Genomic DNA, 22,816 nt, shown 5'->3' with positions numbered 1-22,816 from the left:
TATGACTCCCGATTTCCCGGCGCCATAATCAAAATACCGTTACATCCTTCCCATTATCCTCAATGACTTGCAGTCACCGAAAATGACGGCCTACTCGATACTCCCGGCCAGATCCTTTGCTGCCACGCCAAAGTATTTTTGCGCTTGTTTAAGCAGGTGCTGGTAGCGCGGGTATTGCGGGTGTTCGGCGCTGATATCCTTGATCGCCTGCAGGTGTTGCCGGCAGGCATTGGCACCCGCCTCGGTGGCGCTACTGGCTGCGGCTTTTGCCAGTGCGGCCTGGGCAATATTCAGGCGCAATGAAATATGCTTGGGAAATAGTGAGATCGCCCGCTGAAACTCCCGCATCGCTGCATCGTAGTCTTTCGATTCATAGTACTTGATACCGCTGCGGGTCAGTTCCGCCGCCAGGCGCCGGCCTTTATCGCTGACCGGCTCGTCTGAGAGCGCGTCTACCCGGTCCGCCAGCTCCTCATCGTCCGGGTTTTCTCGCACCACTTTCAAAAGCTGGGCAGTAGCCTCGTCCCGGTCGCCGCAGGCGAGCATTGCCTGGGCGATCTCCAGTTCAGCCAGGCCCGAGCAGCTGGTGCCGCTGCTCAGTTCTTTGGCTTTGGCCAGCCAGTTGGCGGCTTCGTCAGTTTTTTGCTTCTGGCTCGCCAGGCGCGCCTTGGCGGCAGCCGCCTGGGTGCGAATGGAAATGTCCTGGGGATGCTTTTTTTCTGCCCGTTGAATGTACATTTGGGCGTCTTTCAATTCTTTGGAACTCTGCCAGCGGCCTTCGCGGTCCTGGGTGTTGCCGCTGTCCAGCAGGTCAGCCGCTACATCAAAATAGTCCTGGGGTGAGTAATAACAGGAGTGTTCCCCCACCTTGAGGGCACTGCGCCTGGCCTTGATACGCACCTCGCGGTCGTTGGTGATTTGCGCCATATTGGCCAGCCGCCGCAGTCGCAATACTGACTTGGGCGACACCTCCACCGCTTTCATTAGCGCTGCCTGGGCCTGGGGGTAGTCCGCTTGCTCGCTGTAGAGCTGTGCCAGCAGGTCGTGGGCATCAACATAGCGCTGGTCGTACTCGATGACCTGCTGCAGCAGGGCTTCAGCATCGCTGTAGCGCTGCTGGGCCAACCTGGTTTTGCCCAGCCCCAGTTGCGCCCACACCGGGTTGTGGGATTGCAGGCACTGCTCATAGATGGCGCCGGCTTCACTGTATTTGCCGAGTCGAAACAACAGCTCTGCCTGGATGCGCAGGCAGTGACTGCTGTATTTGCTGCCGCTGTCCAGTTTTTGTTGGCACATCTGGATGGCCAGCTCCAGCTGGTCGTCGTCGATGGCCTGTTTGATTGGCAACAGATCTTCGTGGCGCAGCACGATTCGATTCAGTCGGGTTTGCAGCAGGCTTTGGGTAATCGGCTTACTGAGGTAATCATCGGGCAGGTATTCCAGTGCTCCCAGCACCATGTCTGTGGATGTCTCAGCGGTGATCATCAGGAACAAGCTGGTGTTTTTCAGCAATTTGCTGAAGCGCAGGGCTTCCAGTACCTGTTGGCCATCCTGGCCATCGCCGAGATTGTAGTCACACAGCACCAGGTCATAACTGGTTTGTCGACACATCTCCATGGCCTGTTCGCCGTTGGCTGCGGTGTCGATGCTGGCAATCCCGAAACTTACCAGCATACGTTGCAAGCTGCCCCGAACCTCGCTCATGTCGTCGATAATCAGGCAGCGCTTGCGCTGGTAAATTTTAATGGCATCTATATGTCGCATCGAGGTCCTGTGGCAGTGGTGCGTGAGATTAAATGGAAAGTGGTTGCTCGCAATATCGATTGAACCGTGATTGGGGAAGTATAGACCAGCCGCGTGCAGTTTTGCGCCGCATTTGGGGGGGTGTCGGGCAAGTAATTGCAAGCCGGGCGCGCATTGTAAATGACGGCGCCGATGACTTTCCAGCGCCCTGGCCGGCAGTGTGCGCTGGAAGTAAGCGGTTGCTGGCATGCAATGTGCTTAATAGGGTTCAAGCGGCAATTTTTTGCCACTTTCCTAATTTTTCCTGTTGGAGGATGCTCACATGTCAATTGCTGTGACACAAGCGGCCCTGAAAATGGAGGCCGCCGGTAACGAGTTGTCGCCGCACGCGGTCATTCAGTTGTTGCTTGACGGCGCGTTGGAACGGTTGGATGAGGCGGCGCTGCACCTGCGTTGCGGCCGGGATGAGGAGGCAGGCCGGTTGATGGCAAAGGCCATCGGTATTATCAACGGCCTGCGCGAAAGCCTGGATTTTGATCGCGGTGGTGAAATGGCGGTCAAGCTGGATCGACTCTATGCCTATTTGATTTCGCGCCTGTCTGATGCCGAGACTGATACCGGTGCGTTTGTGCTGGCGGAGTCGAGCAAGTTGTTGAGTGAGCTGAAGTCCGGCTGGGATGCAATTCCGGCTTGATGGTGCTGTAGCGGAAGACAATTTCCTGCAAGTAATGAGCGGAATCCACTAAAGAAATCATTGCTGCAGCCGCTAGTTTATCCAGTGAACAGTCTTTAAACGACTTATTACGGGAAGCTAGCATGGCCGTTATACCCTCATCTCAACTGGACCTCTGTCGACAGCGCAAATTGATGGCGACAGCATTGCACCAACACGACTGGAGCTCGATCAAAGCGCTGGACTCGGAGCTTTGCCAAAGTGTTGCCGACGCGGCCGATGACCCGAGCCGGGACCTGGCATTACTGCTCAAGGAGTTGCGCGTGGTGGTTGGCCTCTATCGCAGCATTCTCAGTCAGTGCGACCTGTCTGCCCGCGACCTGGCCGGGCAGCTACTGAAATGATCTCGCGCCGAAGAAACTATCCACTTGTGGCCGCGCTGTTGCGTGCGCCGGGGGCAGTGGTGCAAAGTGAAAACTGAGCTCTACCGGGGTATCGATATCAGCGCGCGGGTTGGTTCCGCCACTCCCTATGAGCTTATCAGTTTGCTCTATGAAGGGTTGCTGACCTCGCTGGCGGACACGCGGCTGGCCCTGGACAGCGGTGACCTGGAAGCCAAAAGTCGCTGCCTGACCAAGGCCATAAGTATCGTGCACGCCCTGCGTGAGAGCCTCAATACCGATATCGAATCTGAATTACCCCACAATGTCCTGTTGCTCTACAACTATATGATTGACCGTTTGCTGCTCGCCAGCCGCGAGTGCGATACGGCGGCGGTGGTCGAAGTGAGCGAGCTGGTTCTGACTATTAAATCCGGCTGGGACCGAATCAGACCAGAGTGATGTAAGTGCCATTGCTTGCAGGTTGTGCCTCGGGTTCGAAACTTCAGACAGTGATTCACAGGTTGGCAGCCTCGGCCCAAAACTGTGGCGCCATTCGCTACAGTGTGCAAGCAGGGCTTGCTGGGGCGCCATTTTGCCGAACTTTGCGCTAAATCATCTGCTCTACTGACAATTTCGTCTTTTCGCGGGCGCCAAGTTTCTATACTATCCGACGTCAGAAAATTGACCTTTTACCGGGTTAGCCTATTGTTTGTTGTTGTGTGCTTGTGGACAGCAGTGGCAATACTCAGCTTGATACACTCTGTTTGCTTTATAGTAAATGGTCAAAAACTGGACCTTGATAATGTGGCAAGACTTTAAAATCCTGGTGGTGGACGACGATGAGCAGCGCCGCTACGACCTGAAACTGATACTCGATTTTCTCGGCGACTCGGCCCTGGCCACTGCCTACGGGGAATGGCGTGAAGCGGCCAAGGCCGCGGATGAGGCGAACGCGCCAATTGTCTGTGTGTTCCTCGGTGACTGTCGACAAAATCAGCCGCTGGCCGAGCGCCTTACGGAGATCCGCCAGTGGAACGAGCTGGTGCCGGTGGTGGTTCTGGGCTCACGACAGCAAATACCGGACAATCTCAGTCCGGCGTTAAAATATATGGTGGTGGCTGCGCTGGAGTTACCCCCTACCTACAGCAAGTTGGTGGACACGCTGCATCGGGCGCAATGTTACCGGGAGGCCCAGGAGAGCAGCAAGCGCGCCAAGGACCGCCGTCCCGCGCACCTGTTCCGCAGCCTGGTCGGCACCAGTCGTGAAATCGTCGCCGTGCGCGAGATGATGGCCCAGGTCGCCGACAAGGATGTCACGGTACTGATTACCGGCGAGTCCGGTACCGGCAAAGAGGTGGTGGCGCGCAACCTGCACTACAACTCGGCGCGCCGGGACAAGCCGTTCGTACCGGTGAACTGCGGGGCGATACCGGCAGAGCTGCTGGAGAGTGAGCTGTTCGGGCATGAAAAGGGCGCTTTTACCGGTGCTATCAGCACCCGCGCCGGGCGCTTTGAAATGGCCGAAGGCGGCACCCTGTTCCTGGATGAGATCGGTGATATGCCGCTCAATATGCAGGTTAAAATATTGCGGGTGTTGCAAGAGCGGACCTTCGAGCGGGTCGGGGCCAACAAAACCCAGGAAGTGGACGTGCGCGTAATCGCCGCCACACACCGCAACCTGGAAGACATGATTGCCGCCGGTACTTTTCGCGAAGACCTCTACTACCGACTCAATGTCTTTCCGATCGAGATGCCGTCGCTGCGGGAGCGCACCGAGGATCTGCCGCTGCTGCTGTCCGAGCTGGTATCGCGTATGGAGAGTGAGAACCGCGGTTCCATTCGCTTTAACTCCGCCGCCATTATGTCGCTGTGCCAGCACGAGTGGTCGGGCAATGTGCGGGAGTTAGCCAACCTGGTGGAGCGAATGGCGATTACCCATCCCTACGGAGTGATCGGGGTGCGTGACCTGCCGATAAAATATCGCCATGTGGAAGATGGGGATGAAGAGTTCGTGGTCAATAGCACTCATGCCAGTGCGCAGACCACCGTCGTCAGCATGAACGATACCACCCTGTTGCCTGACCAGGGCATCGACCTGAAGGAATACCTCACCAACCTGGAAAAAAAACCTGATCCAGCAGGCTTTGGACGACTGCGGCGGGGTGGTGGCGCGTGCCGCTGACCGGTTGTCGATTCGGCGCACCACCCTGGTTGAAAAAATGCGCAAGTACGAATTGCAAAGGGTTTAGTGAAGTACTGACCCCTGGCGTTCGCCGCAAAAAACCGCAGCCTTGATGCTTGCGGTTTTTTTATGCCTGTTGCTCAGCCGCTGCCCTTCTCTGATATGTCAGGCGAAATTGGCACTCCGCTTGCACTATCCCTGTTAAATCGCTCAAGCGTTAATTCTTTGACGTTTTTGGGCGCCAGGTTATAGGGAGTTAGTCAATGGTCAGCGCACTTAAGGCAATCAGCAATGTTCGCGACTCGGTTGGATCGGAAGATCTTGCCAAGCGCGAGGATTTGCGGGCCGCCTTCGATTTGTTCAACCAGGTGTCGCAACAGCTGTCGAGCTCCTACGAGCACCTGGAGACCCGGGTTGCCGACCTGACCCAGGAGCTGAATACGGTTTCCGCCCAGCGCATGGAGGAGCTGGCGGCCAAGGAAGCCATCGCCGAACGGCTGGAAAGCCTGCTCAATGTGCTGCCCGGCGGCGTCATTGTGATCGACTCCCGGGGGGTAATCTCCAAGGTCAATCCCGCCGCCCGGGAAATGTTGGGTGAGCCGCTGGAAGGGCTGCGCTGGCGCGACATTATCCAGCGCAGCTTCCGGCCCCAGGATGACGACGGTCATGAAATTTCCACTCGCGACGGTCGCCGCATCAGTATTGCCACCAGTTCCCTGGCCGAAGACGGCCAGATTATTCTGCTTACCGACCAGACCGAAACCCGGCGCCTGCAAAGCGAACTGAGCCGGCACGAGCGTCTTTCTGCCCTCGGCAAAATGGTCTCGGCCCTGGCCCACCAGATTCGCACACCGCTGTCCGCGGCAATGCTCTACGCCGGCCACCTCTGTGGCGGCCACCTTTCCGGCCAGCAGCAGCAGACCTTTGCGGAAAAATTATTAAAGCGGCTCAACCATATGGAGCGCCAGGTGCAGGATATGCTGGTGTTCGTGCGCGGTGATATACCCCTCAATGACCTGGTCACCTGCGCCGAGCTGCAACAGGGCATTCGCGAAGAGGTCGAGGTTTTGTTGAGTACCAATCGGGTCGATTGCGACTGGCAGTTGCACTGTCCTACCCACCAGTTGCGCTGCCAGAAAGACGCCCTGGTCGGGGCGGTGCTGAACCTGGTTCACAACGCCATCCAGGCCGGCGGCGCAGGGGTGCGGCTGGAGATAACCATGTACCTGCAAGGGGAGGGCTATATCGGTATTACGGTTACTGACAATGGCCCGGGAATCGAGCCGGCTATGCTGGCCAGCGTCAAGGATGTGTTTGTCACCACCAAGCCCCAGGGCACCGGCCTGGGGCTGGCGGTGGTCGAGAGTGTCGCCACTCGTCACGGCGGAAAATTTACATTGAGATCGGAGCCCGGCCAGGGCACCAGCGCAACACTGCTGCTGCCTCTGGCACAGTTGGTCACGTCGTCAAGTTATGAAGCGGGAGAGTAGTATGTCATCGTTAGCGGTTAAAATGCCCCGGCAAGCCCTGGCCAAAATACTGGTTGTCGAAGACGACCTGGATTTGCGCGAGGCGGTGCAAGACACACTGGAAATCGCCGGTTACGAGGTTGTGGGGGTAGATAGTGGCGAGGCGGCACTGGTTGAGCTGGCTGGCGAGACCGAATTTCACTGTGTGATTTCGGACGTCAATATGGGGGGGATGGACGGCCATGAATTGCTGCGCTCGATCCGCTCTCTCTATCCCCAGTTGCCGGTAATCCTGAATACCGCTTACGGCAGCATAGACCGCTCGGTTACGGCCATGCGCGAAGGTGCGGTGGACTACCTGGTCAAACCCTTTGCGCCGCAGGTGCTGGTGGATACAGTGGCGCGTTACACCAGTGAGCAGCTGCACGTCGATGATGGCGAGCCCATCGCCAACGACGCCTCCAGCCTGCAGTTGCTGCAGCTGGCCCGGCGGGTGGCCAACTCTGATTCCACCGCGCTGATTATCGGCGAGTCGGGAACCGGTAAGGAAGTGCTGGCGCGCTACGTGCACGCTCATTCCCCGCGCGCGGACAAAGCCTTTGTCGCCATCAACTGCGCGGCGATACCGGAGAATATGCTGGAAGCTATGTTGTTCGGGCATGAGAAGGGCGCCTTCACCGGTGCTTACAGCAGTGCCCCGGGTAAATTCGAACAGGCCAATGGCGGCACCCTGTTGCTGGATGAAATTTCCGAAATGGATATCGGCCTGCAAGCGAAACTGCTGCGGGTGCTGCAGGAAAAAGAAGTGGAGCGCCTCGGCGGCCGCAAAACTATATCTCTCGATGTGCGGGTGATCGCCACCTCCAACCGCGATATGCGCGAGTTTGTCGAAGCGGGCAAGTTTCGCGAAGACCTGTATTTTCGTCTCAGTGTGTTGCCTTTGCAGTGGGCGCCGCTGCGCGACCGGCCCGCGGATATTTTGCCGCTGGCGGAGAAGTTGTTGGCCAAGCACGCCGCCAAGCAGTATCGCAAAGGCGTACAGCTGGACCCCGGTGCGCGCGAGGCGCTGCTCGCCTACCTCTGGCCCGGCAACGTGCGGGAACTGGATAACGTTATGCAACGGGCCCTGATTCTGCAGCCCGGGGCCAGCATATCGGCGCAAGACCTGGGACTGATGAGCAATTCCAATTTCAGTGCCAAGCCCGGCTTGCTGGCAGCGGCCAGTGGCCCGATTTCCGGAGGCACGCCAGGCGGCGGGGCGATCGCCGCGGGCGCGCTTGCCGGGGTGGCAGTTTCCAGAACCGGAAATGTCGGCACCGGCTTGCCAGCGGATCTGTCCCAGCCCGCGGCTAACAACAGTCAGTTGATGGCGGCGGAAAATAGTCAGGGCGCGGCTGCAGTAGATGAGGCCGCGGTGCTGGGTGATGACCTCAGGCAGCGGGAATTTGAAATTATTATCAGCACCTTGCGCCAGGAGCGAGGCAGCAAGAAGAATACTGCTGAGCGGCTGGGGATCAGTGCCCGCACTTTGCGCTATAAAATAGCCAGGCTAAAAGAACTGGGTTTGGATGTGGGTGATGCCTACGCTCGCTAGCGAGCAGGGTAGCGGCTCGGCTTGCAGCGCATCAGCGTGTGTCAGGATTCAGGCGGGGAATGGCGGCAGGGCGCCAATAGGGAATAAGGCGGTGGCCCGGGTTTGCTGCCGTTATAGCCAGGAACGTCGTCGCCAGAAAAGTTGTAGCTGGGAACGTTGTAGCTAGTCGCGTTGTAGCAAGGAAACCGGGCTGGCCGTTTGCGCTTGTTAACTGCGTTAGTTGATGATCATTAAAAGTCGAAATCGAACTCCATCAGGTCGCGCCTCAGGCGCATTTCTTCAAGCTTCTCTTCCAACTTCCGGCGGGCGTCTGTGGTGACCGGGTAAGACTCCTGGTCGTCCATCTGGCCACCAAAAAGGTGGGCATCAGCCAATTCCGCATCGATGTTTGGGTTGACGTGTAAGGCATCACTGCTCATATCGATTTTCCTCCGCTTCGATAATCACTGCACTGCTTGTTTGCTGGATTTAATAACCGCCAAACTACTACTTTAGACCCTGACATTTAGCCTGCGTCTGTTCGTGAACTATACATCGGAAAGGCCCGCGGTCAAGCGTTTTGCGATGATGTTTTGATGAATTTCAGGTGACGGGAAACGTTGTTTTTTTACTAGCCCGACAGGTGTAGCGGGGTAGCGTTCGGCGCGGTGACTCGGGCCAGCTAATTTTGCCCTTTTGGCGCGATATTCATCCTCTGTTTTGAGTTTTTCCGCCGCCACTTGTGCAAGCAGTATGCGCTTGCCGGCAAGTTTGTTCCTGCGGCAACAATTGGCCCATTTTGTGCAGAATTGAGTCAGTAATCAGGAAAAACGGCAAAACAGTCAAATATTTGTCGTTTAGGCGGTGCAACGTGCAGGAGTTGAAAGGGCCATGGTTGAACGAGTGGATATAAATCGTCTGTTGCTGGAGATGCGCTCCCTCAAGTCCCAGGCGCAGGCGTTTCAACGCCCCCAGGACCTGGCCGCTAAAGACGTGGCTGGAGCACAAGGGGCAGGGCTGCAGACTGGCAAGGCGGAGCCGGTGCCATCTTTTGGCCAGATGCTGGAGCAAGCGGTCAACAAGGTCAATGACGTGCAACAGGCATCTTCGAGCATGGCCAAGGCCTATGAAGTGGGCGACCCTAACGTGGACATCACCGATGTGATGGTGGCCTCCCAGAAAGCCAGCGTCAGTTTTCAGTCGATGGTACAAGTGCGCAACAAGTTAATAGAAGCCTATCGCGATGTCATGAATATGCCGGTATAAGCGAGCCTTGGGCGTATTGCCTCCTGTTACCTGCGAGCGCAACCCCGGCCATGAAACGAAATTCAACACACGCTGATTGCATAAGTTACCCAACCCAAACAACACAGAACTGAACTCAACCAAAAGAGTAGAACCATGGCTACAGCAGAAACCGAGTTGCCCTCTGGTAACAGCGGCGCGGCGACCAACGACCTGATTGAGGGGTTCAATAACCTCAACCTCGTGCGTCAGGCCGGTTTGATGGTGGGCCTCGCCGCCAGTGTCGCTATCGGTTTCGCTGTAGTGCTCTGGTCCCAGGGAGAGGATTACCGGCCGCTGTACGGCAGCCTGGATCGATTGGATTCGGCCGAGGTTGTGGAAATCCTTGAAACCAATGACATCACTTTTAAAATTGACGGTGCCAGCGGGGCCCTGCTGGTAGCCCAGGACCAGGTGCACAAAGCGCGCCTGAAACTGGCAGAGGCGGGCCTGCCGGGGGAAAGCTCCGCCGGTTTCGAATTGCTCGACCAGGAACAGCCGCTTGGCACCAGCCAGTTTATGGAAAATGCGCGCTACCGCCGCAGCCTGGAAGGCGAGCTGGCGCGCACCATCACCAGTATTAACGCCGTGCGCAGCGCCCGGGTGCACCTGGCCATACCCAAGCAAGCGGTATTTGTGCGGGAGCCGCGGCGGCCCAGCGCGTCGGTATTTGTGGAGTTGTTTCCCGGCCGGGGTATCCAGCCGCAACAGGTCAAGGCCATCGCCAATTTGGTGGCGTCCAGTATCCCGGAGTTAACTCTGGACAATGTCACCGTGGTGGATCAAAAGGGCAATTTGCTCTCTGTTATCGATGAAGACCAGGAGTTGGTCGCCGCTGGTCGCCAGCGCGACTATACTCGCAAGATAGAGACGGATATTACCCAGCGTATCAACGGTATTCTCGACCCGATCATCGGCACCGGCAATTTCAAGGCCGAGGTCAGCGCCGATATTGACTTTACCGAGGTCGAGCAGGCGGAGGAGGTATTCAACCCGGATCTGCCGGCGGTGCGCAGCGAGCAAACCCTGGAGGAAGCCCGCACCGGCAGCGCGGCGGCCGCCGGTATACCCGGTGCACTCACCAATCAGCCGCCCGGCAACGGCGCCGCACCGGAACAGGCCGGGGCCAGGGACCAGGGTGAGGGGGCCATTCCCCAGAACAGCCGCCGCCAGGCTACTCGCAATTTTGAACTGGACCGCACGGTCAGCTACACCAAGCACCAACTGGGCAAAGTCAATCGCCTGAGCGTGGCGGTGGTGGTGGACGACCGCATCCGCATCAACCCCGAGACCGGTGAGGCGATGCGCCAACCCTGGAGTGAGAATGAGTTGGAACGCTTGTCTATACTGGTACGCGATGCGGTGGGCTTTTCCGCGGCCCGGGGTGACAGTGTCAATGTGCTGAACTCGCCGTTCCTGGTTCAGGAAAGCGATGCCCAGTTGGCCGAAGTGCCGATCTGGGAACAGCCCTGGTTTTTATCCATCCTCAAGCAGGTGGTGGGGTTGCTGATCATTCTGGTGTTGTTGTTGGGCCTGCTGCGGCCGGTGCTGAAGAGCCTGACCGCCGGGGGCGTCAAAGCCCGGGAGGAGGAGCGCGCGCGGGAAGCGGCGGCCCTGGAATCCGCCGGCCTGGACAGCTTCGAGGGTTTATCCGATGAGACAGTTACCCTGACCGGGGGCCAGGCGCTGGCCCTGCCCAGTCCGGAGGAGAGTTACGAACAGCAGTTAAACGCGGTCAAGGGTATGATCGCAGAAGACCCGGGCCGCGTGGCCCAGGTAATTAAGAGTTGGGTGAAAGCCGATGAGTGATGCCGCCGCTGGCCAGGCGCAAGACCAGCCCCCTAAACTGAACCTGCCCAAGGTGGACCAGGCTGCCATTCTGTTGATGAGCCTGGGCGAAGCCGATGCGGCGGAAATCCTCAAGCATATGGGGCCGAAAGAAGTGCAGCGGCTGGGCACGGCCATGTCGCAACTGGCCCATGTGCAGCAGGAAACCGTGGAAGCAGTGCTGGGCACTTTCCTGGAAGAAGTTCGCACCCTCACCGGCCTCGGTATGGGGGCCGACAGCTATATTCGCAATATGCTGGTGACCGCCCTCGGCGAGGACAAGGCCAGTGGCCTGATCGATCGTATCCTGCTGGATGGCAGCACCACCGGCCTCGATACCCTGAAGTGGATGGAGCCGCGCTCAGTGGCCGATATCATTCGCAACGAACACCCGCAGATCCAGGCCATTGTGATCGCCTACCTGGATTCCGACCAGTCCGCCGAAGTACTGGCGCTGTTTAGCGAGAAGGTGCGCCTGGATATTATGATGCGGGTAGCGGCACTGGACACGGTGCAGCCGGGTGCGCTGCAGGAATTGAACAATATTCTCGAGAAACAGTTCTCCGGCAGTGCGGCCTCGAAAACCCGCACCATGGGCGGCGTAAAAGTCGCCGCTGAAATTATGAATAATCTCGACCGCTCCATCGAAGCTGACCTGATGGATTCCATCAAGGAAGTGGATGAGGATATGGGCAGCCAGATCCAGGACCTGATGTTTGTATTCGACAACCTGATCGAAGTGGACGATCGCGGTATCCAGGCGCTGTTGCGCGAGGTGTCTTCCGAGGTTTTGATCGTTGCCCTCAAGGGCGCAGAAGACGAATTGCAGGAAAAGATCTTCAAGAATATGTCGTCGCGAGCGGCCGAGTTGCTGCGCGACGATCTCGAAGCCAAGGGGCCGGTCAAGGTCTCCGAGGTGGAAGGGGCACAAAAAGAAATTCTCACCATCGCCCGGCGCATGGCCGAAGCCGGCGAAATTATGCTCGGTGGCAGCGGCGAGCAAATGCTGTAAATGTCTACCGTGACTGCGCTGTTTAATCGCCGACAACTGATGCTTATATGAACCCCAAAATCCCCAATCGCATTGCCGCCGAGGATATCTCCGACCTGGTAACCTGGTCGCCGCCCCAGGTGGGCAGTGCCAACGCCAGTGCGACAAAAACCGTGCGGGCGACCGCGGAAAAGGACAAGCGCCAGGCGGACGGCAAGCGCCCGGCGGGACAGGCGCGCCAGCGTGACAGTGAAATCATAGAGGACGTGGCCGAGGGCGAGGTCAATTATTCACCGATAACCGCCGAAGAGCTGCAGGCGATTACCGAAGCAGCTGAAAAAGAAGGCCTTGAGAAGGGTTACCAGGAGGGCTTTAGCAAGGGCGAGGCCGACGGCAAGCGCATCGCCCAGGAGAAGGCCGAGGCCGAGGCGCAACAGCAACTCGGTATGCAAGTCAGTCACTTGCTGCAGGTGGCCGAGGTGCTGGTGGAACCCATCGCCGGGCAGGAAAAAGCGCTGGAAAATATGCTGTTGGACTTTATTTGCGGTTTGACCCGCCAGCTGGTGGAGCGGGAGATGTTGCAGGACTCATCGCAGGTGTTGCAAGCGGTGCAGACGGCCATAGAAGCCCTGCCAAGCGGAGCGTCCAATATCAAGATCTGCCTCAATCCGGACGACCTGGCCCTGATTGAAACCTACGCTGAAGAACACCAGAAAGACTGGGCGTTTCGGGCTGACCCGGGCCTGATGGCTGGCGGTTGCCGAATCGAAACCCGGGAGAGCCTGGTGGATTACAGTATGGAGCACCGGCTGGATGAATTGTTGCGCCAGTTTCGCGACAAACAATTGAGTGCTGGCAGCTCCCAGCAGTCGGACCCGACCGGGGAGCCGGCGACGGAAGTGGCGCCAGAGGCGGAGTCGGTGGCCGCCAGCGAAGATGCGGCGCCAGCCGGCGGCGACGTTGATGCGCTCGCAGTCGCCGGCGATCCCTCCGTCGCGAGCGATCCCTCGGCTGCAAGTGAGAGTGGTTTGTGAGCCTGTTGCAGCAATTGCAGGGCTATCGGCCGGCGCGAAATTTTGACTTTAGCGCCCAGGCCGACGGTCGTTTGACGCGGCTGGTGGGCATGACTATTGAAGCTGTGGGCCTGAATGTGTCGGTGGGTCACCAGTGCGAGGTGATAACCCGGGACGGGCGCAAAATCGAAGCCGAAGTGGTGGGTTTTGCCGACGACAAGGTGTACCTGATGCCCATCAAACACGTCGAAGGCGTGCAGCCGGGGGCCTTGGTCAGGCCCAAGGGGGCGCACAACGGCATTCGTATCGGGCCCGGGCTACTGGGGCGGGTAATCAATGGCCTGGGCCAACCGCTGGATGGATTCGCCCACTGGTCCGGTGACGATTTTCTTGATTTTGCGCCCCACACCATCAACCCGCTGCACCGCCACCCTATCAGCGAACCCATGGATGTCGGCATTCGCGCCATCAATGCGCTGTTGACTGTGGGCCGCGGCCAGCGGCTCGGCTTGTTCGCCGGCAGCGGCGTCGGCAAGAGCGTGTTGCTGGGTATGATGACCCGCTTTTCCAAAGCGGATGTGGTGGTGGTAGGGCTGGTGGGTGAGCGGGGTCGGGAAGTGAAGGAGTTTATCGACCACATACTCGGCGAGGAGGGTATGCGGCGTGCCGTGGTGGTGGCATCGCCGGCAGATGATGCGCCGCTGATGCGATTGCGGGCGTCGCAACTGTGTACCCGGATCGCCGAGTACTATCGCGACCAGGGCAAAAACGTGTTGCTATTAATGGACTCGCTGACTCGATACGCCCAGGCCCAGCGGGAAATCTCACTGGCCATCGGTGAGCCTCCGGCCACCAAAGGTTACCCGCCGTCGGTGTTCGCAAAAATTCCGCAGCTGGTGGAGCGGGCGGGCAACGCCGCTGAAGGGGAGGGTTCCATCACCGCTTTCTACACGGTGCTGACCGAGGGGGACGACCTGCAGGACCCCATCGCCGATGCCGCCCGGGCCATTCTCGATGGCCATATCGTACTGTCGAGAAAGCTGGCGGAAGAAGGCATCTACCCGGCCATTGATGTGGAGGCATCCATCAGCCGCGCTATGCCTAATATCGTCAGTGAGCAGCACCTGGCCTCGATGCAAAAGTTCAAGCAGCTGTTGTCACTGCATCGGGAGAACAAGGATTTGATTAATATCGGCGCCTATCGCGCCGGCAGCGACCCCAATATTGACCGCGCCATCGAGCGAATTCCCCATCTGCGCAATTTTATTCGCCAGGGCCTGCGCGAAGCACTCAACTATGAAACCAGTTGCCAGCAATTGCAGGCTGTGCTGACACCGGCGCCGGCGGGGCAGCAGCCCGGCAAGCCTGGTCCCGGGCAGAATCGCCAGTGAGAAACTGAGTTATGGCCGTCAGCAGGTCCCAGCGCATGACCGTGGTATTGCAGTTGGCCAACCGGGCCGAGGAGGCCGCCGTCAACGCACTTAACGACAGCCGCGATAACGTCGAGCGCGCCCGTGAGCAGCTGGAGCAAATAAGTCGCTACCAGCAGGAGTATACCCGGCAACTGAACGCCAAAACCGCGGGCTTGTCTGCCCAGAACATGATCAACGATCGCCGCTTCCTGCAACAGTTGGGGCAGGCGCTCAGCGCCCAGCAACAGCAGATCCTGCAGTTGCAACAGGCCGAGACCGGCTGCCTGCGCAACTGGCAACAGTGTTACCAGCGGCGCCAGGGCATTGAAAAGTTGATCCAGAGCCTGAAGTCTGCCGAAGACGCCAGTGCCGAGAAACTGCTGCAAAAAGAGCTGGACGAGTTGTCCTCCCTGTTTCGAAACCGCGAAACCTAGGAGCCTGTCGGACTTAGGGTTGCCCTGCTGCGAAAAGCCGAGTTTGGCCATTTTTTAACCATTTTCTCGTTAAATAGAACCACTATTCGCCTCAAAAATGGTTAAAAACTGACTCAAATCGGACTTTCTCTCGCTACGGGCACCTAAGTCCGACAGGCTCCTAGCCCTGGAGATAAAGCCCTGTAAACAAAGCCCCGGAAATACAGCCCTTTAATGCCTGCTCCTTGCTTGTATTGAGACCGCGACGGTTAATCCGGGCACATGGTTTTAACCGCCGCTCGGGCTGGTGGAGGGCTTATGTACAGTGGTATCGGCATTGTCTGTGGCAATTGCCACAGCTGGGTCTATAGTTAGTTGAAGAGCGGAAAACCCGGGCGCGGAAGGTGATTTGCTGGCGGATTGCGCCAGACTTTAGAAAAAATGAGTATTATTAAACACTTGCCAATGAGTAATACTATAATTGTGCCGAATTTGCAGTTGTGAATGCAGTAGTTGGATGTGCCAGAGGAGCAAATGTCACAGTGACAAGTAACCCCTACCGGGAGGACGATTTCGGCCGTGCGTCGGAGTATATGCGTTTGGCGCTGGCGCTATTGGGGAAGTATAAAATTCCACCGACGCCTTTTAACTATCGCATTGGTTACGAATATGTGGCCGGAAATAACCCGCCGTTGAAGCAGTCCTTTGATCAATTGAGCGAGCAGGCCGAGGGTTTCAGCGCTGAGGCGCTGCTGGAAATGTACCACCAGTACGTGGCTGAGGATGAGCGGGCCTTTGAAAAACTGCGGCAGGAATTGAAAAGCATCATTCTCGATGTACAGTCAGAATTCCAGAATTCCGGTGGCAATCTGTCCAACTATGCCCGTACCCTGAGCCAGTTTGCCGACATTCTGGAAGCCCCCACGGCGCCCAAGGTTATGTCCAGCGAAGTGCAAAAAGTGCTCAGTGATACCCAATCTATGCGCGAGTCCCAGCGGCAGATGGAATCCAATATGAGCCAGATCATGGCGGAGATGGGTTCGCTGCGCAAAGAGCTGGAGCAGGTCAGGGAAGATTCGCTGTTGGATGCGCTTACCGGTATCTCCAATCGCAAAGCCTTTGATTCCGGTCTGGAAACTACCATTAGTGAGTCTCGGGAACAGGGATCCGTGTTTTGCTTGCTGTTGATCGATATAGACCATTTCAAACAGTTCAATGACACTCACGGCCACCTGGTTGGCGACAAGGTGTTGCGCTTTGTCGCGGCGACCCTGAAACGCTGCATCAAGGGCAAGGATCTCTGTGCGCGCTACGGCGGCGAGGAATTCGCCATCATATTGCCGGATACAGACCTGGCGGGTGCGCACACTATCGCCGAGCAGATCCGCGTGGCGATTTCAGGCCGGGTGCTGAAAGATTCCGCCAGCGGCCAGGCCTACGGTCGCATCACGGTGTCCATTGGCGCCGGGCAATATTGCGACGGCGAGTTGCCCAACGATACCATCGGTCGTGCTGACCAGGCTTTGTACCAGGCCAAGGCGCGAGGCCGCAACCGGGTGGTGGTGGCTGAGTCCTGAGCGAGTCAGTGGCCGAGCGGTTTCTGCAAGATAACCCTGGGCAAAACATTGCCTAAACACCAGGATTAATCAGCTTTACCCATTATCGGTAAATCCAAGCGTCCTATAACTGGCGCGATGGCAGGTCTGGCTGCGGGGGCTTGCTTGCAAGACCCTCGACAGCATGGATGCTGTCGTGGAGCCCCCACGGACGGGTTTACGGCGAGTCTTGCAAGCAAGTTCCCGCAGCCAGGCCGGAGGTAGAACTGAAATCCCAAGGGCCCTAAGGCAACTATCTACCGGCGCCGATTGCTGGCGTAAATCCAAACTCAACAAGTCCAAACGGCTCGCTACCAATAACAGTGGGCTGCCAGCTTTTCCCCAGCGCCAGATCAACTTGGCATCAGCTTTGCAAAACCCTCTCTATAGCGATTACTTGGCGACGAAAGCGGCAATCTATTACCGCTTTGTGCTTGCCAGGCTATACGGCCAAATGGCGGGCCAGCGTCTGCCAACAGTGAACAGACGAATATTCGATAATCTTGAGGGCTAGCATGAATACCCAACCGAATGCCGTGTCAGCGAGTGCCTTGCTGAATCTCAGCCGCCCGGAAAAACTGGCGGACAGTAAAATCAATGCGTTGCAACAGGGGGATGCGTTCAAGGACATTTTTGCCAGCGAGTCAGGGGTGAAACCGGCCCCCGCCAGTGGGCAGGCGTCGCTGCAGCAAAAACTTGCGGAAGACAGGGTTGCGACCAGCAAGCTCGCCGAGAAAAGGACCCAGGCCGATCGAGTTGCGGCTGAGCAGGTAGAAGCGAAAAGGGTAGAAGCCAGCAGGGCAGAAGCTAAAAACGCCGAAGCCAGGCGCACCGAGCAGACGGCCGCGGCCCGGCGGCAGCAGGCCGGAGCGGATGAGCCCGTGACGGAGCGCGCCAATCAGGCGGCTGTTAGCGACGAAGCAAAGCCCAGCGTGGCGCCGTCAACCCGGGAAAGCGGCAAGGATCCCCGTGCCGACAGGACGGCACCCGGGCGCGACAATGCCACTGCGGATGATGCAGTAGAAGAAGCGGCGACACCATTGGTGGCTGCCGCGGCCGGCACCGAGCAGGCCTCATTAACCCTGAATCTGCCTGCCGATACGCACCTCTCCCTGATGACCGTTAGCGATGCAGTGGCAGGCGCCGCCACCGAACTGGAGTCGCGCCTCGGTGACGGCGGAGAGAATCCGCTGGCGGCACTGATCGCCATGATTGCCGCCGGTGATCCCGGCCAGAACCCGGCCGCTGCAGCGACGCCAGCATTGACGCCAGCTGCCGCCGACACGACTGCCCGGCCGCTGCGGCAGTGGTCTTCACTGAGCGAGATCGCGACTGCGGCCGCAGAGCTGGGAGAGGAGAGCAGTGATGGTTTGTTGAGCGAGTTGTCACTGGAAGAATTGACGACCGGGTTAAAGGCGGAGTCGCTGGCGGGGAAAGCTGACGGCACTAGATTGCCGGTGGATATGAGCCGTCCTGCCGATGCCAGTTTACTGGCGCAGTTGGCTTCCCAGGCCACCACCCAGCCAGCCGCCAGCAAGGCCTTTGCCAGCCAGTTGCAGGAGTCGGTGAAAGGGGTAGTGGAAGGCGCCCAGCCGCGGGTTAACCTCGGCGCTGCGGTGGCTGAATTACAGACCCAGCCCGGCACCAACCGGGCCAGTGGCCAGCCCCAGTTTACGCTGCCAGGCGACGTTAAAGGCGCAGTTGGCCAGCCCGAATGGCACACTGCGGTGGCCGAGCGGGTGGCGATAATGGCCACCAAGCGCCTGTCCTCGGCGGAGATACAGCTCGATCCACCAGAGCTCGGCCAGTTGCAAGTGCGGGTGACCCTGAACCAGGACCAGGCCAGTGTCAGTTTTGCCAGCCAGCACGCGGTGGTCCGCGAAGCGCTGGACCAGACCGCTTTCCGTCTGCGGGAAATGTTCGAAGCTGAAGGTTTTAACCTGCTGGATGTGGATGTTTCTGACCAGTCCTTTCAGCAGCAGGGGCAACAGCAGCAGCAACTTGCCGATGGCGGAGTTGCCGGCGAGGCTGATGGGGCCGGGGCAGAGGTCGAAACCCTGGCGGTTTCCAATCAGCTGGTCGATCACTTTGTCTAGCGCTGCCGGGTGACAATGGGCTGGCACCTGCCTGTTGCTAGTGGCGGCCTGTCATTCAAGTAACCCTTGCCGGGCGTGTATTTGCCCGGCAAGACTGCGCTCAAACCTGGGTTGTTTGCTGGTTAATCAACCGGCTCAACAACCAGCTCAACAACCAGCGCAACAATCAGCGCAACAACCAGCGCAACAATCAGCGCAACAACCAAGTCTGCAATTCCGGGCCGCCAAGCTCTTGGCGCCCGGGTTCCAGGAGCGCTGACTTGCGGACCACATCCGCATTCGTATACGCCAGCATATCTGCGCTGAACTCCGGTCCAGAACCGGCGTTTGTCATAAAACCGTCTACTATCAATGCGTAAGGGCTTAAGGGCGTAAGGGCTGCAGAGCTTCAGGGCTTAAACGCTGGCTGTTCGCGCCGCCCCACGGCAGGAGCCTGTTGAGTTACTGGCATGGCTCTTGCTCACATCCACTTTATTCATTGATAGACGGTTTTTTGACATGGCAGAAGCAGACGAACAGGCCGCCGGGTCCGGTGGTAAAAAGAAACTCATTCTCATTGTTGTTATCGCCCTGGTGCTGATCGGTGCATCCGTGGGCGGCACACTGCTGGCGACCAAATTCCTCGGTGGCGACCAGGGGGCAGGGGATGCCGCTGCCGCGCCGGAAGCCGCAGTGGCAGAACCGGCGGCCAAAGCCAAATCCTCCGCTATCTATTTCCCCCTCAAACCCACCATCATTGTCAACTTCAATGCCCGCGGTAAGCAGCGCTTTTTGCAGGCGGAAGTGAGTCTGCTGGTGCGCGATTTCAAAGTGGTAACGGCCATTGAAGAGCACAGCATGATGCTGCAACACGGCTTGCTGATGTTGTTCAGCGCCCAGGATTACACCGAACTGCAAACCGCCGAGGGCAAGGAGCTGCTGCGCCAGCAAGCGCTGGCGGAAGTGCAGCGCCTGCTGGAGCAGGAAATTGGTGAACCCGGGGTAGAGCAACTGCTGTTTACCAATTTGGTGATGCAATAAGTGACCGGGCAGCGGCCGGCTCACAGGACGGGGCAATAATATGCAGGATCTGTTATCCCAGGATGAAATCGATGCGCTGTTACACGGGGTTGATGACGGCGATATAGAAACCGAAAGCGATGCCAGTCCCGGCTCGATCAACGGTTACGACCTGACCAGCCAGGACCGCATTGTTCGCGGTCGCATGCCGACTCTGGAAATGATCAACGAGCGTTTTGCGCGCTATACCCGGGTCAGCATGTTCAATCTGTTACGACGCGCCGCCGATGTGTCGGTGGGCGGTGTCCAGATTCAAAAGTTTGGCGAGTATGTGCACACCCTGTACGTGCCTACCAGCCTCAACCTGGTCAAATTTCGGCCGCTGCGCGGCACTGCTCTGTTTATCCTGGATGCCAAGCTGGTATTCAAACTGGTGGATAACTTTTTTGGTGGCGATGGCCGCTACGCCAAAATTGAAGGCCGGGAGTTTACCCCCACTGAGCTGCGGGTCGTGCAGATGGTGCTGGACCGGGCTTTTGTGGATTTAAAGGAAGCCTGGCGGCCGGTGTTGCCAATTGATTTCGAGTTTGTTCATTCCGAAGTCAATCCGTCCATGGCGAATATTGTCAGCCCCAGTGAAGTGGTGGTGGTCAGCACGTTTCATGTGGAGCTGGATGGCGGTGGTGGCGACCTGCACATCACCATGCCCTATTCGATGATTGAACCCATGCGGGAAATCCTGGATTCCGGCTTGCAATCCGATTCCGACGATCGCGATGACCGCTGGGTATCGGCTTTGCGCAATGACATTATGGAAGCCAAGGTCGACCTTGAATGTGAAATTGCCAGCCGGGAAATTACCCTGCGCGATGTAGCCGACCTGAAAGTCGGCGATGTGGTGCCGATTGAAATGCCGGAGCTGCAGGTGGTAACGGCCAACAAAATCCCCATGTTTCGCATCCAGTTGGGCCAGTCAAACGATAACCTCGCCTTTAAAGTGAAAGAGGTTATTGATCGCAGCTCGGTGCAGAACAAGTCGGTGTCGTTCAAGCCCAAGGCGGAGGAAGCTAAAAAATGAGTGACGATATGCAACTGGACAAAGACAGCAAAACCGATCAGGACGCATTAGCTGAAGAGTGGTCCGCGGCGCTGGAAGAATCAAAAAAAGAGGGCGGGGCGCGCAAGTCGCCGTCTGCCAACCCTGTGGAGCTGGATGAATTGATAGACGAAGGATCAAAAAACGCGAAGACGAATCCGGACCTGGATGTGATCCTGGATATTCCGGTAAAAATATCCATGGAAGTGGGTGCCACCTCCATCAGTATTCGCAACCTGCTGCAGTTAAACCAGGGCTCGGTGATCGAACTGGACCGGCTCGCCGGTGAACCGCTGGACGTGCTGGTCAACGGCACCTTGATCGCCCACGGTGAAGTGGTGGTGGTCAATGAGAAGTTCGGTATTCGCATGACCGACGTCATCAGTCCGTCGGAACGCATCAAGCGCTTGCGGTAAATACGCTATGTCTTTGCCCACAAGAGCTGCCATGCCCCAGGCGCTACCGGTTTTGATCGCGGTATCGGGTTTGATCCCGACACTGGCCTGGGCCGAGTCCGCTGCCAAAGCCGAGTCCGCTGCCAAAGCCGCGGCCACGGCCAGCTCGGCCGTGCCGGCCCAGGGTGCCTACCTGGCCCAGGTGCTGATCGGCTTGCTGGTGGTGCTCGGGTTGATTGTCGCGATGGGCTGGCTGCTCCGGCGCGTGGGGCAGGGCGGCCTCGGTGGTGCCCACCAGAGTATGAAGATTCTTGCCAGCTTGTCGCTGGGCACGCGGGAGAAAGTTGCCTTGATCCAGGTGGGCGACCAGCAGTTGCTGCTGGGTATCACGCCCAATTCCATTAATACCCTGCACACCTTCGCTGAGCCGGTGATCAGCCCCCGGGAAACACCAGCGCCCGGAGACTTTGCCGCCAAGCTCAAAGCCATGATGCCGAATCGGTCGGAAAAAAATTGATGATCCGGTCATTGAGCTCCAGGTTGGGCGCAACAATCGCCGCCATTTGCCCGCTCCGTACCGGTTTGCTGCTGTGCCTGCTGGTCGCGGCCCTGTGGTCGCCGGCGGCGGCGCTGGCGCAAGTGGCCGATCCCGCAGCCGCCAGCCAGGCCAGTATGCCCGCAGCCATCAAAGGTATTCCCGGGTTGCCCGCTGTGACCGTGCAGACCAATGCCGATGGCAGCCAGGATTATACGGTTACCCTGCAAATCCTGGCGATAATGACGGCGCTGTCGCTGTTGCCGGCGCTGTTGATGATGATGACTTCGTTTACCCGCATCATTATCGTCTTCGCGATTTTGCGCCAGGCTTTGGGTTTACAGCAATCGCCATCCAACCAGATACTGATTGGTCTCACTCTGTTTTTGACGTTTTTTATTATGGCGCCCGTGTTTGAACGGGTAAACGAACAGGCGCTGCAGCCTTATATAGCCGAGCAAATGAACGCCCGGGACGCCTTCGATGCCGCCATCAAGCCGTTTCACAGTTTTATGTTGGCGCAAACCCGGGAGACCGATATCGGCTTGTTTATGGAGATCGCCGACCGCCGGGATATCCCCGACCCCGAGTCGGTACCGATGAATATCCTGGTGCCGGCGTTTGTGATGTCGGAGCTGAAAACAGCGTTTCAAATCGGCTTTATTATTTTTATTCCCTTCCTGGTAATTGATATCGTGGTGGCCAGTGTACTCATGGCTATGGGAATGATGATGTTGTCGCCACTGATTATTTCCCTGCCCTTTAAAATTATGCTGTTTGTGCTGGTCGACGGCTGGGGCCTCATTATTGGTACGCTGGCGGCCAGTTATGGATAGCGACACGATCAATATAGCGGGGCGATTATGACACCGGAAGTAGTAATGGACTTGCTGGGTGCGGCGTTCTACCTGACCGTAACCATGGTGGCGCTGATTGTTGGCCCCAGTTTGGCGGTGGGTCTCCTGGTGAGTATGTTCCAGGCCGCCACCCAGATTAACGAGCAGACCCTGAGTTTTTTGCCGCGCCTGTTGATTACCCTGGGCACCATTATGTTTGCCGGTGCCTGGCTGCTGCAGCAATTTATGGATCTGTTTATCGGCCTGATCAGCCGCATCCCGCAGCTCATCGGTTAGCTGA

General features: G+C 57.9%; 21 protein-coding genes and 1 pseudogene. 20 read left to right on the top strand and 2 right to left on the bottom strand.

The window, feature by feature from the left end:
- Positions 1-90: 90 nt before the first annotated feature.
- Complete coding sequence (locus tag G8764_RS19175) at positions 91-1,764, bottom strand: tetratricopeptide repeat-containing response regulator (RefSeq protein ID WP_166166762.1); 1,674 nt, start codon at positions 1,762-1,764, stop codon at positions 91-93.
- Between the two features lie 301 nt (positions 1,765-2,065).
- On the opposite strand from G8764_RS19175, the gene G8764_RS19170 reads away from it, so the two are divergent.
- The 6 genes and pseudogenes from G8764_RS19170 (at position 2,066) to G8764_RS19145 (ending at position 8,044) form a co-directional block, all read left to right on the top strand.
- Positions 2,066-2,437, top strand: a complete 372-nt coding sequence (locus tag G8764_RS19170; RefSeq protein WP_166166759.1) for a flagellar export chaperone FliS — start codon at positions 2,066-2,068, stop codon at positions 2,435-2,437.
- A 122-nt stretch (positions 2,438-2,559) separates the two neighbouring features.
- Positions 2,560-2,820 carry a hypothetical protein gene (locus G8764_RS19165; protein ID WP_166166756.1) on the top strand — a complete coding sequence of 87 codons (261 nt, stop codon included), beginning with the start codon at positions 2,560-2,562 and terminating at the stop codon, positions 2,818-2,820.
- Positions 2,821-2,886: 66 nt separating this feature from the next.
- Complete coding sequence (gene fliS / locus G8764_RS19160) at positions 2,887-3,258, top strand: flagellar export chaperone FliS (RefSeq protein ID WP_166166753.1); 372 nt, start codon at positions 2,887-2,889, stop codon at positions 3,256-3,258.
- Positions 3,259-3,601: 343 nt separating this feature from the next.
- Positions 3,602-5,048, top strand: a pseudogene (locus G8764_RS19155) (sigma-54 dependent transcriptional regulator).
- Positions 5,049-5,244: 196 nt separating this feature from the next.
- Positions 5,245-6,471 carry a sensor histidine kinase gene (locus G8764_RS19150; protein ID WP_166166750.1) on the top strand — a complete coding sequence of 409 codons (1,227 nt, stop codon included), beginning with the start codon at positions 5,245-5,247 and terminating at the stop codon, positions 6,469-6,471.
- Between the two features lies 1 nt (position 6,472).
- On the top strand, positions 6,473-8,044 hold the full coding sequence (locus G8764_RS19145) for a sigma-54-dependent transcriptional regulator (protein WP_166166747.1): 1,572 nt from the start codon (positions 6,473-6,475) through the stop codon (positions 8,042-8,044).
- A gap of 230 nt (positions 8,045-8,274) precedes the next feature.
- Here the strand turns inward: G8764_RS19145 and G8764_RS19140 are convergent, their stop codons facing one another.
- Positions 8,275-8,463: a PA3496 family putative envelope integrity protein gene (locus tag G8764_RS19140; RefSeq protein WP_166166744.1), complete on the bottom strand. Its 189-nt coding sequence runs from the start codon at positions 8,461-8,463 to the stop codon at positions 8,275-8,277.
- Between the two features lie 451 nt (positions 8,464-8,914).
- On the opposite strand from G8764_RS19140, the gene fliE reads away from it, so the two are divergent.
- The 14 genes from fliE (at position 8,915) to G8764_RS19065 (ending at position 22,812) form a co-directional block, all read left to right on the top strand.
- On the top strand, positions 8,915-9,289 hold the full coding sequence (fliE, locus tag G8764_RS19130; protein WP_166166738.1) for a flagellar hook-basal body complex protein FliE: 375 nt from the start codon (positions 8,915-8,917) through the stop codon (positions 9,287-9,289).
- 135 nt (positions 9,290-9,424) lie between these two features.
- The gene (gene fliF / locus G8764_RS19125; protein WP_166166735.1) at positions 9,425-11,116 is read left to right on the top strand and encodes a flagellar basal-body MS-ring/collar protein FliF; all 1,692 of its coding nucleotides are present in this window, start codon (positions 9,425-9,427) and stop codon (positions 11,114-11,116) included.
- On the top strand, positions 11,109-12,146 hold the full coding sequence (gene fliG, locus G8764_RS19120; protein ID WP_166166732.1) for a flagellar motor switch protein FliG: 1,038 nt from the start codon (positions 11,109-11,111) through the stop codon (positions 12,144-12,146). Before fliF ends, fliG begins: the two co-directional genes overlap by 8 nt.
- 47 nt (positions 12,147-12,193) lie before the next feature.
- Positions 12,194-13,159 carry a flagellar assembly protein FliH gene (locus tag G8764_RS19115; RefSeq protein ID WP_166166729.1) on the top strand — a complete coding sequence of 322 codons (966 nt, stop codon included), beginning with the start codon at positions 12,194-12,196 and terminating at the stop codon, positions 13,157-13,159.
- A gap of 2 nt (positions 13,160-13,161) precedes the next feature.
- Positions 13,162-14,529: a flagellar protein export ATPase FliI gene (gene fliI / locus G8764_RS19110; RefSeq protein ID WP_207951978.1), complete on the top strand. Its 1,368-nt coding sequence runs from the start codon at positions 13,162-13,164 to the stop codon at positions 14,527-14,529.
- Between the two features lie 11 nt (positions 14,530-14,540).
- Complete coding sequence (gene fliJ, locus G8764_RS19105) at positions 14,541-14,984, top strand: flagellar export protein FliJ (protein ID WP_166166723.1); 444 nt, start codon at positions 14,541-14,543, stop codon at positions 14,982-14,984.
- 521 nt (positions 14,985-15,505) lie between these two features.
- A complete protein-coding gene (locus G8764_RS23010) occupies positions 15,506-16,540 on the top strand; it encodes a diguanylate cyclase (protein ID WP_166166720.1) in 1,035 nt (344 codons plus the stop codon).
- A 533-nt stretch (positions 16,541-17,073) separates the two neighbouring features.
- The gene (locus G8764_RS19095) at positions 17,074-18,654 is read left to right on the top strand and encodes a flagellar hook-length control protein FliK (RefSeq protein WP_166166717.1); all 1,581 of its coding nucleotides are present in this window, start codon (positions 17,074-17,076) and stop codon (positions 18,652-18,654) included.
- 498 nt (positions 18,655-19,152) lie between these two features.
- Complete coding sequence (locus tag G8764_RS19090; RefSeq protein WP_166166714.1) at positions 19,153-19,674, top strand: flagellar basal body-associated FliL family protein; 522 nt, start codon at positions 19,153-19,155, stop codon at positions 19,672-19,674.
- Between the two features lie 40 nt (positions 19,675-19,714).
- A complete protein-coding gene (gene fliM / locus G8764_RS19085; RefSeq protein ID WP_166166711.1) occupies positions 19,715-20,731 on the top strand; it encodes a flagellar motor switch protein FliM in 1,017 nt (338 codons plus the stop codon).
- A complete protein-coding gene (gene fliN / locus G8764_RS19080) occupies positions 20,728-21,165 on the top strand; it encodes a flagellar motor switch protein FliN (RefSeq protein ID WP_207951972.1) in 438 nt (145 codons plus the stop codon). The genes fliM and fliN overlap by 4 nt, the downstream gene beginning before the upstream one ends.
- 7 nt (positions 21,166-21,172) lie before the next feature.
- Positions 21,173-21,661, top strand: a complete 489-nt coding sequence (fliO, locus tag G8764_RS22355) for a flagellar biosynthetic protein FliO (protein WP_207951971.1) — start codon at positions 21,173-21,175, stop codon at positions 21,659-21,661.
- Between the two features lie 155 nt (positions 21,662-21,816).
- The gene (gene fliP / locus G8764_RS19070; RefSeq protein ID WP_166166886.1) at positions 21,817-22,515 is read left to right on the top strand and encodes a flagellar type III secretion system pore protein FliP; all 699 of its coding nucleotides are present in this window, start codon (positions 21,817-21,819) and stop codon (positions 22,513-22,515) included.
- Positions 22,516-22,542: 27 nt separating this feature from the next.
- Positions 22,543-22,812 carry a flagellar biosynthetic protein FliQ gene (locus G8764_RS19065; protein WP_166166708.1) on the top strand — a complete coding sequence of 90 codons (270 nt, stop codon included), beginning with the start codon at positions 22,543-22,545 and terminating at the stop codon, positions 22,810-22,812.
- Positions 22,813-22,816 lie beyond the last annotated feature (4 nt).

It is taken from the genome of Pseudomaricurvus alcaniphilus (assembly GCF_011440395.1).
GTDB classification, from domain to species: Bacteria; Pseudomonadota; Gammaproteobacteria; order Pseudomonadales; family Cellvibrionaceae; genus Pseudomaricurvus; species Pseudomaricurvus alcaniphilus.
The sequence above is the reverse complement of the archived record's forward strand: the minus strand, read 5'-3'. Positions and strand labels throughout refer to the sequence as shown.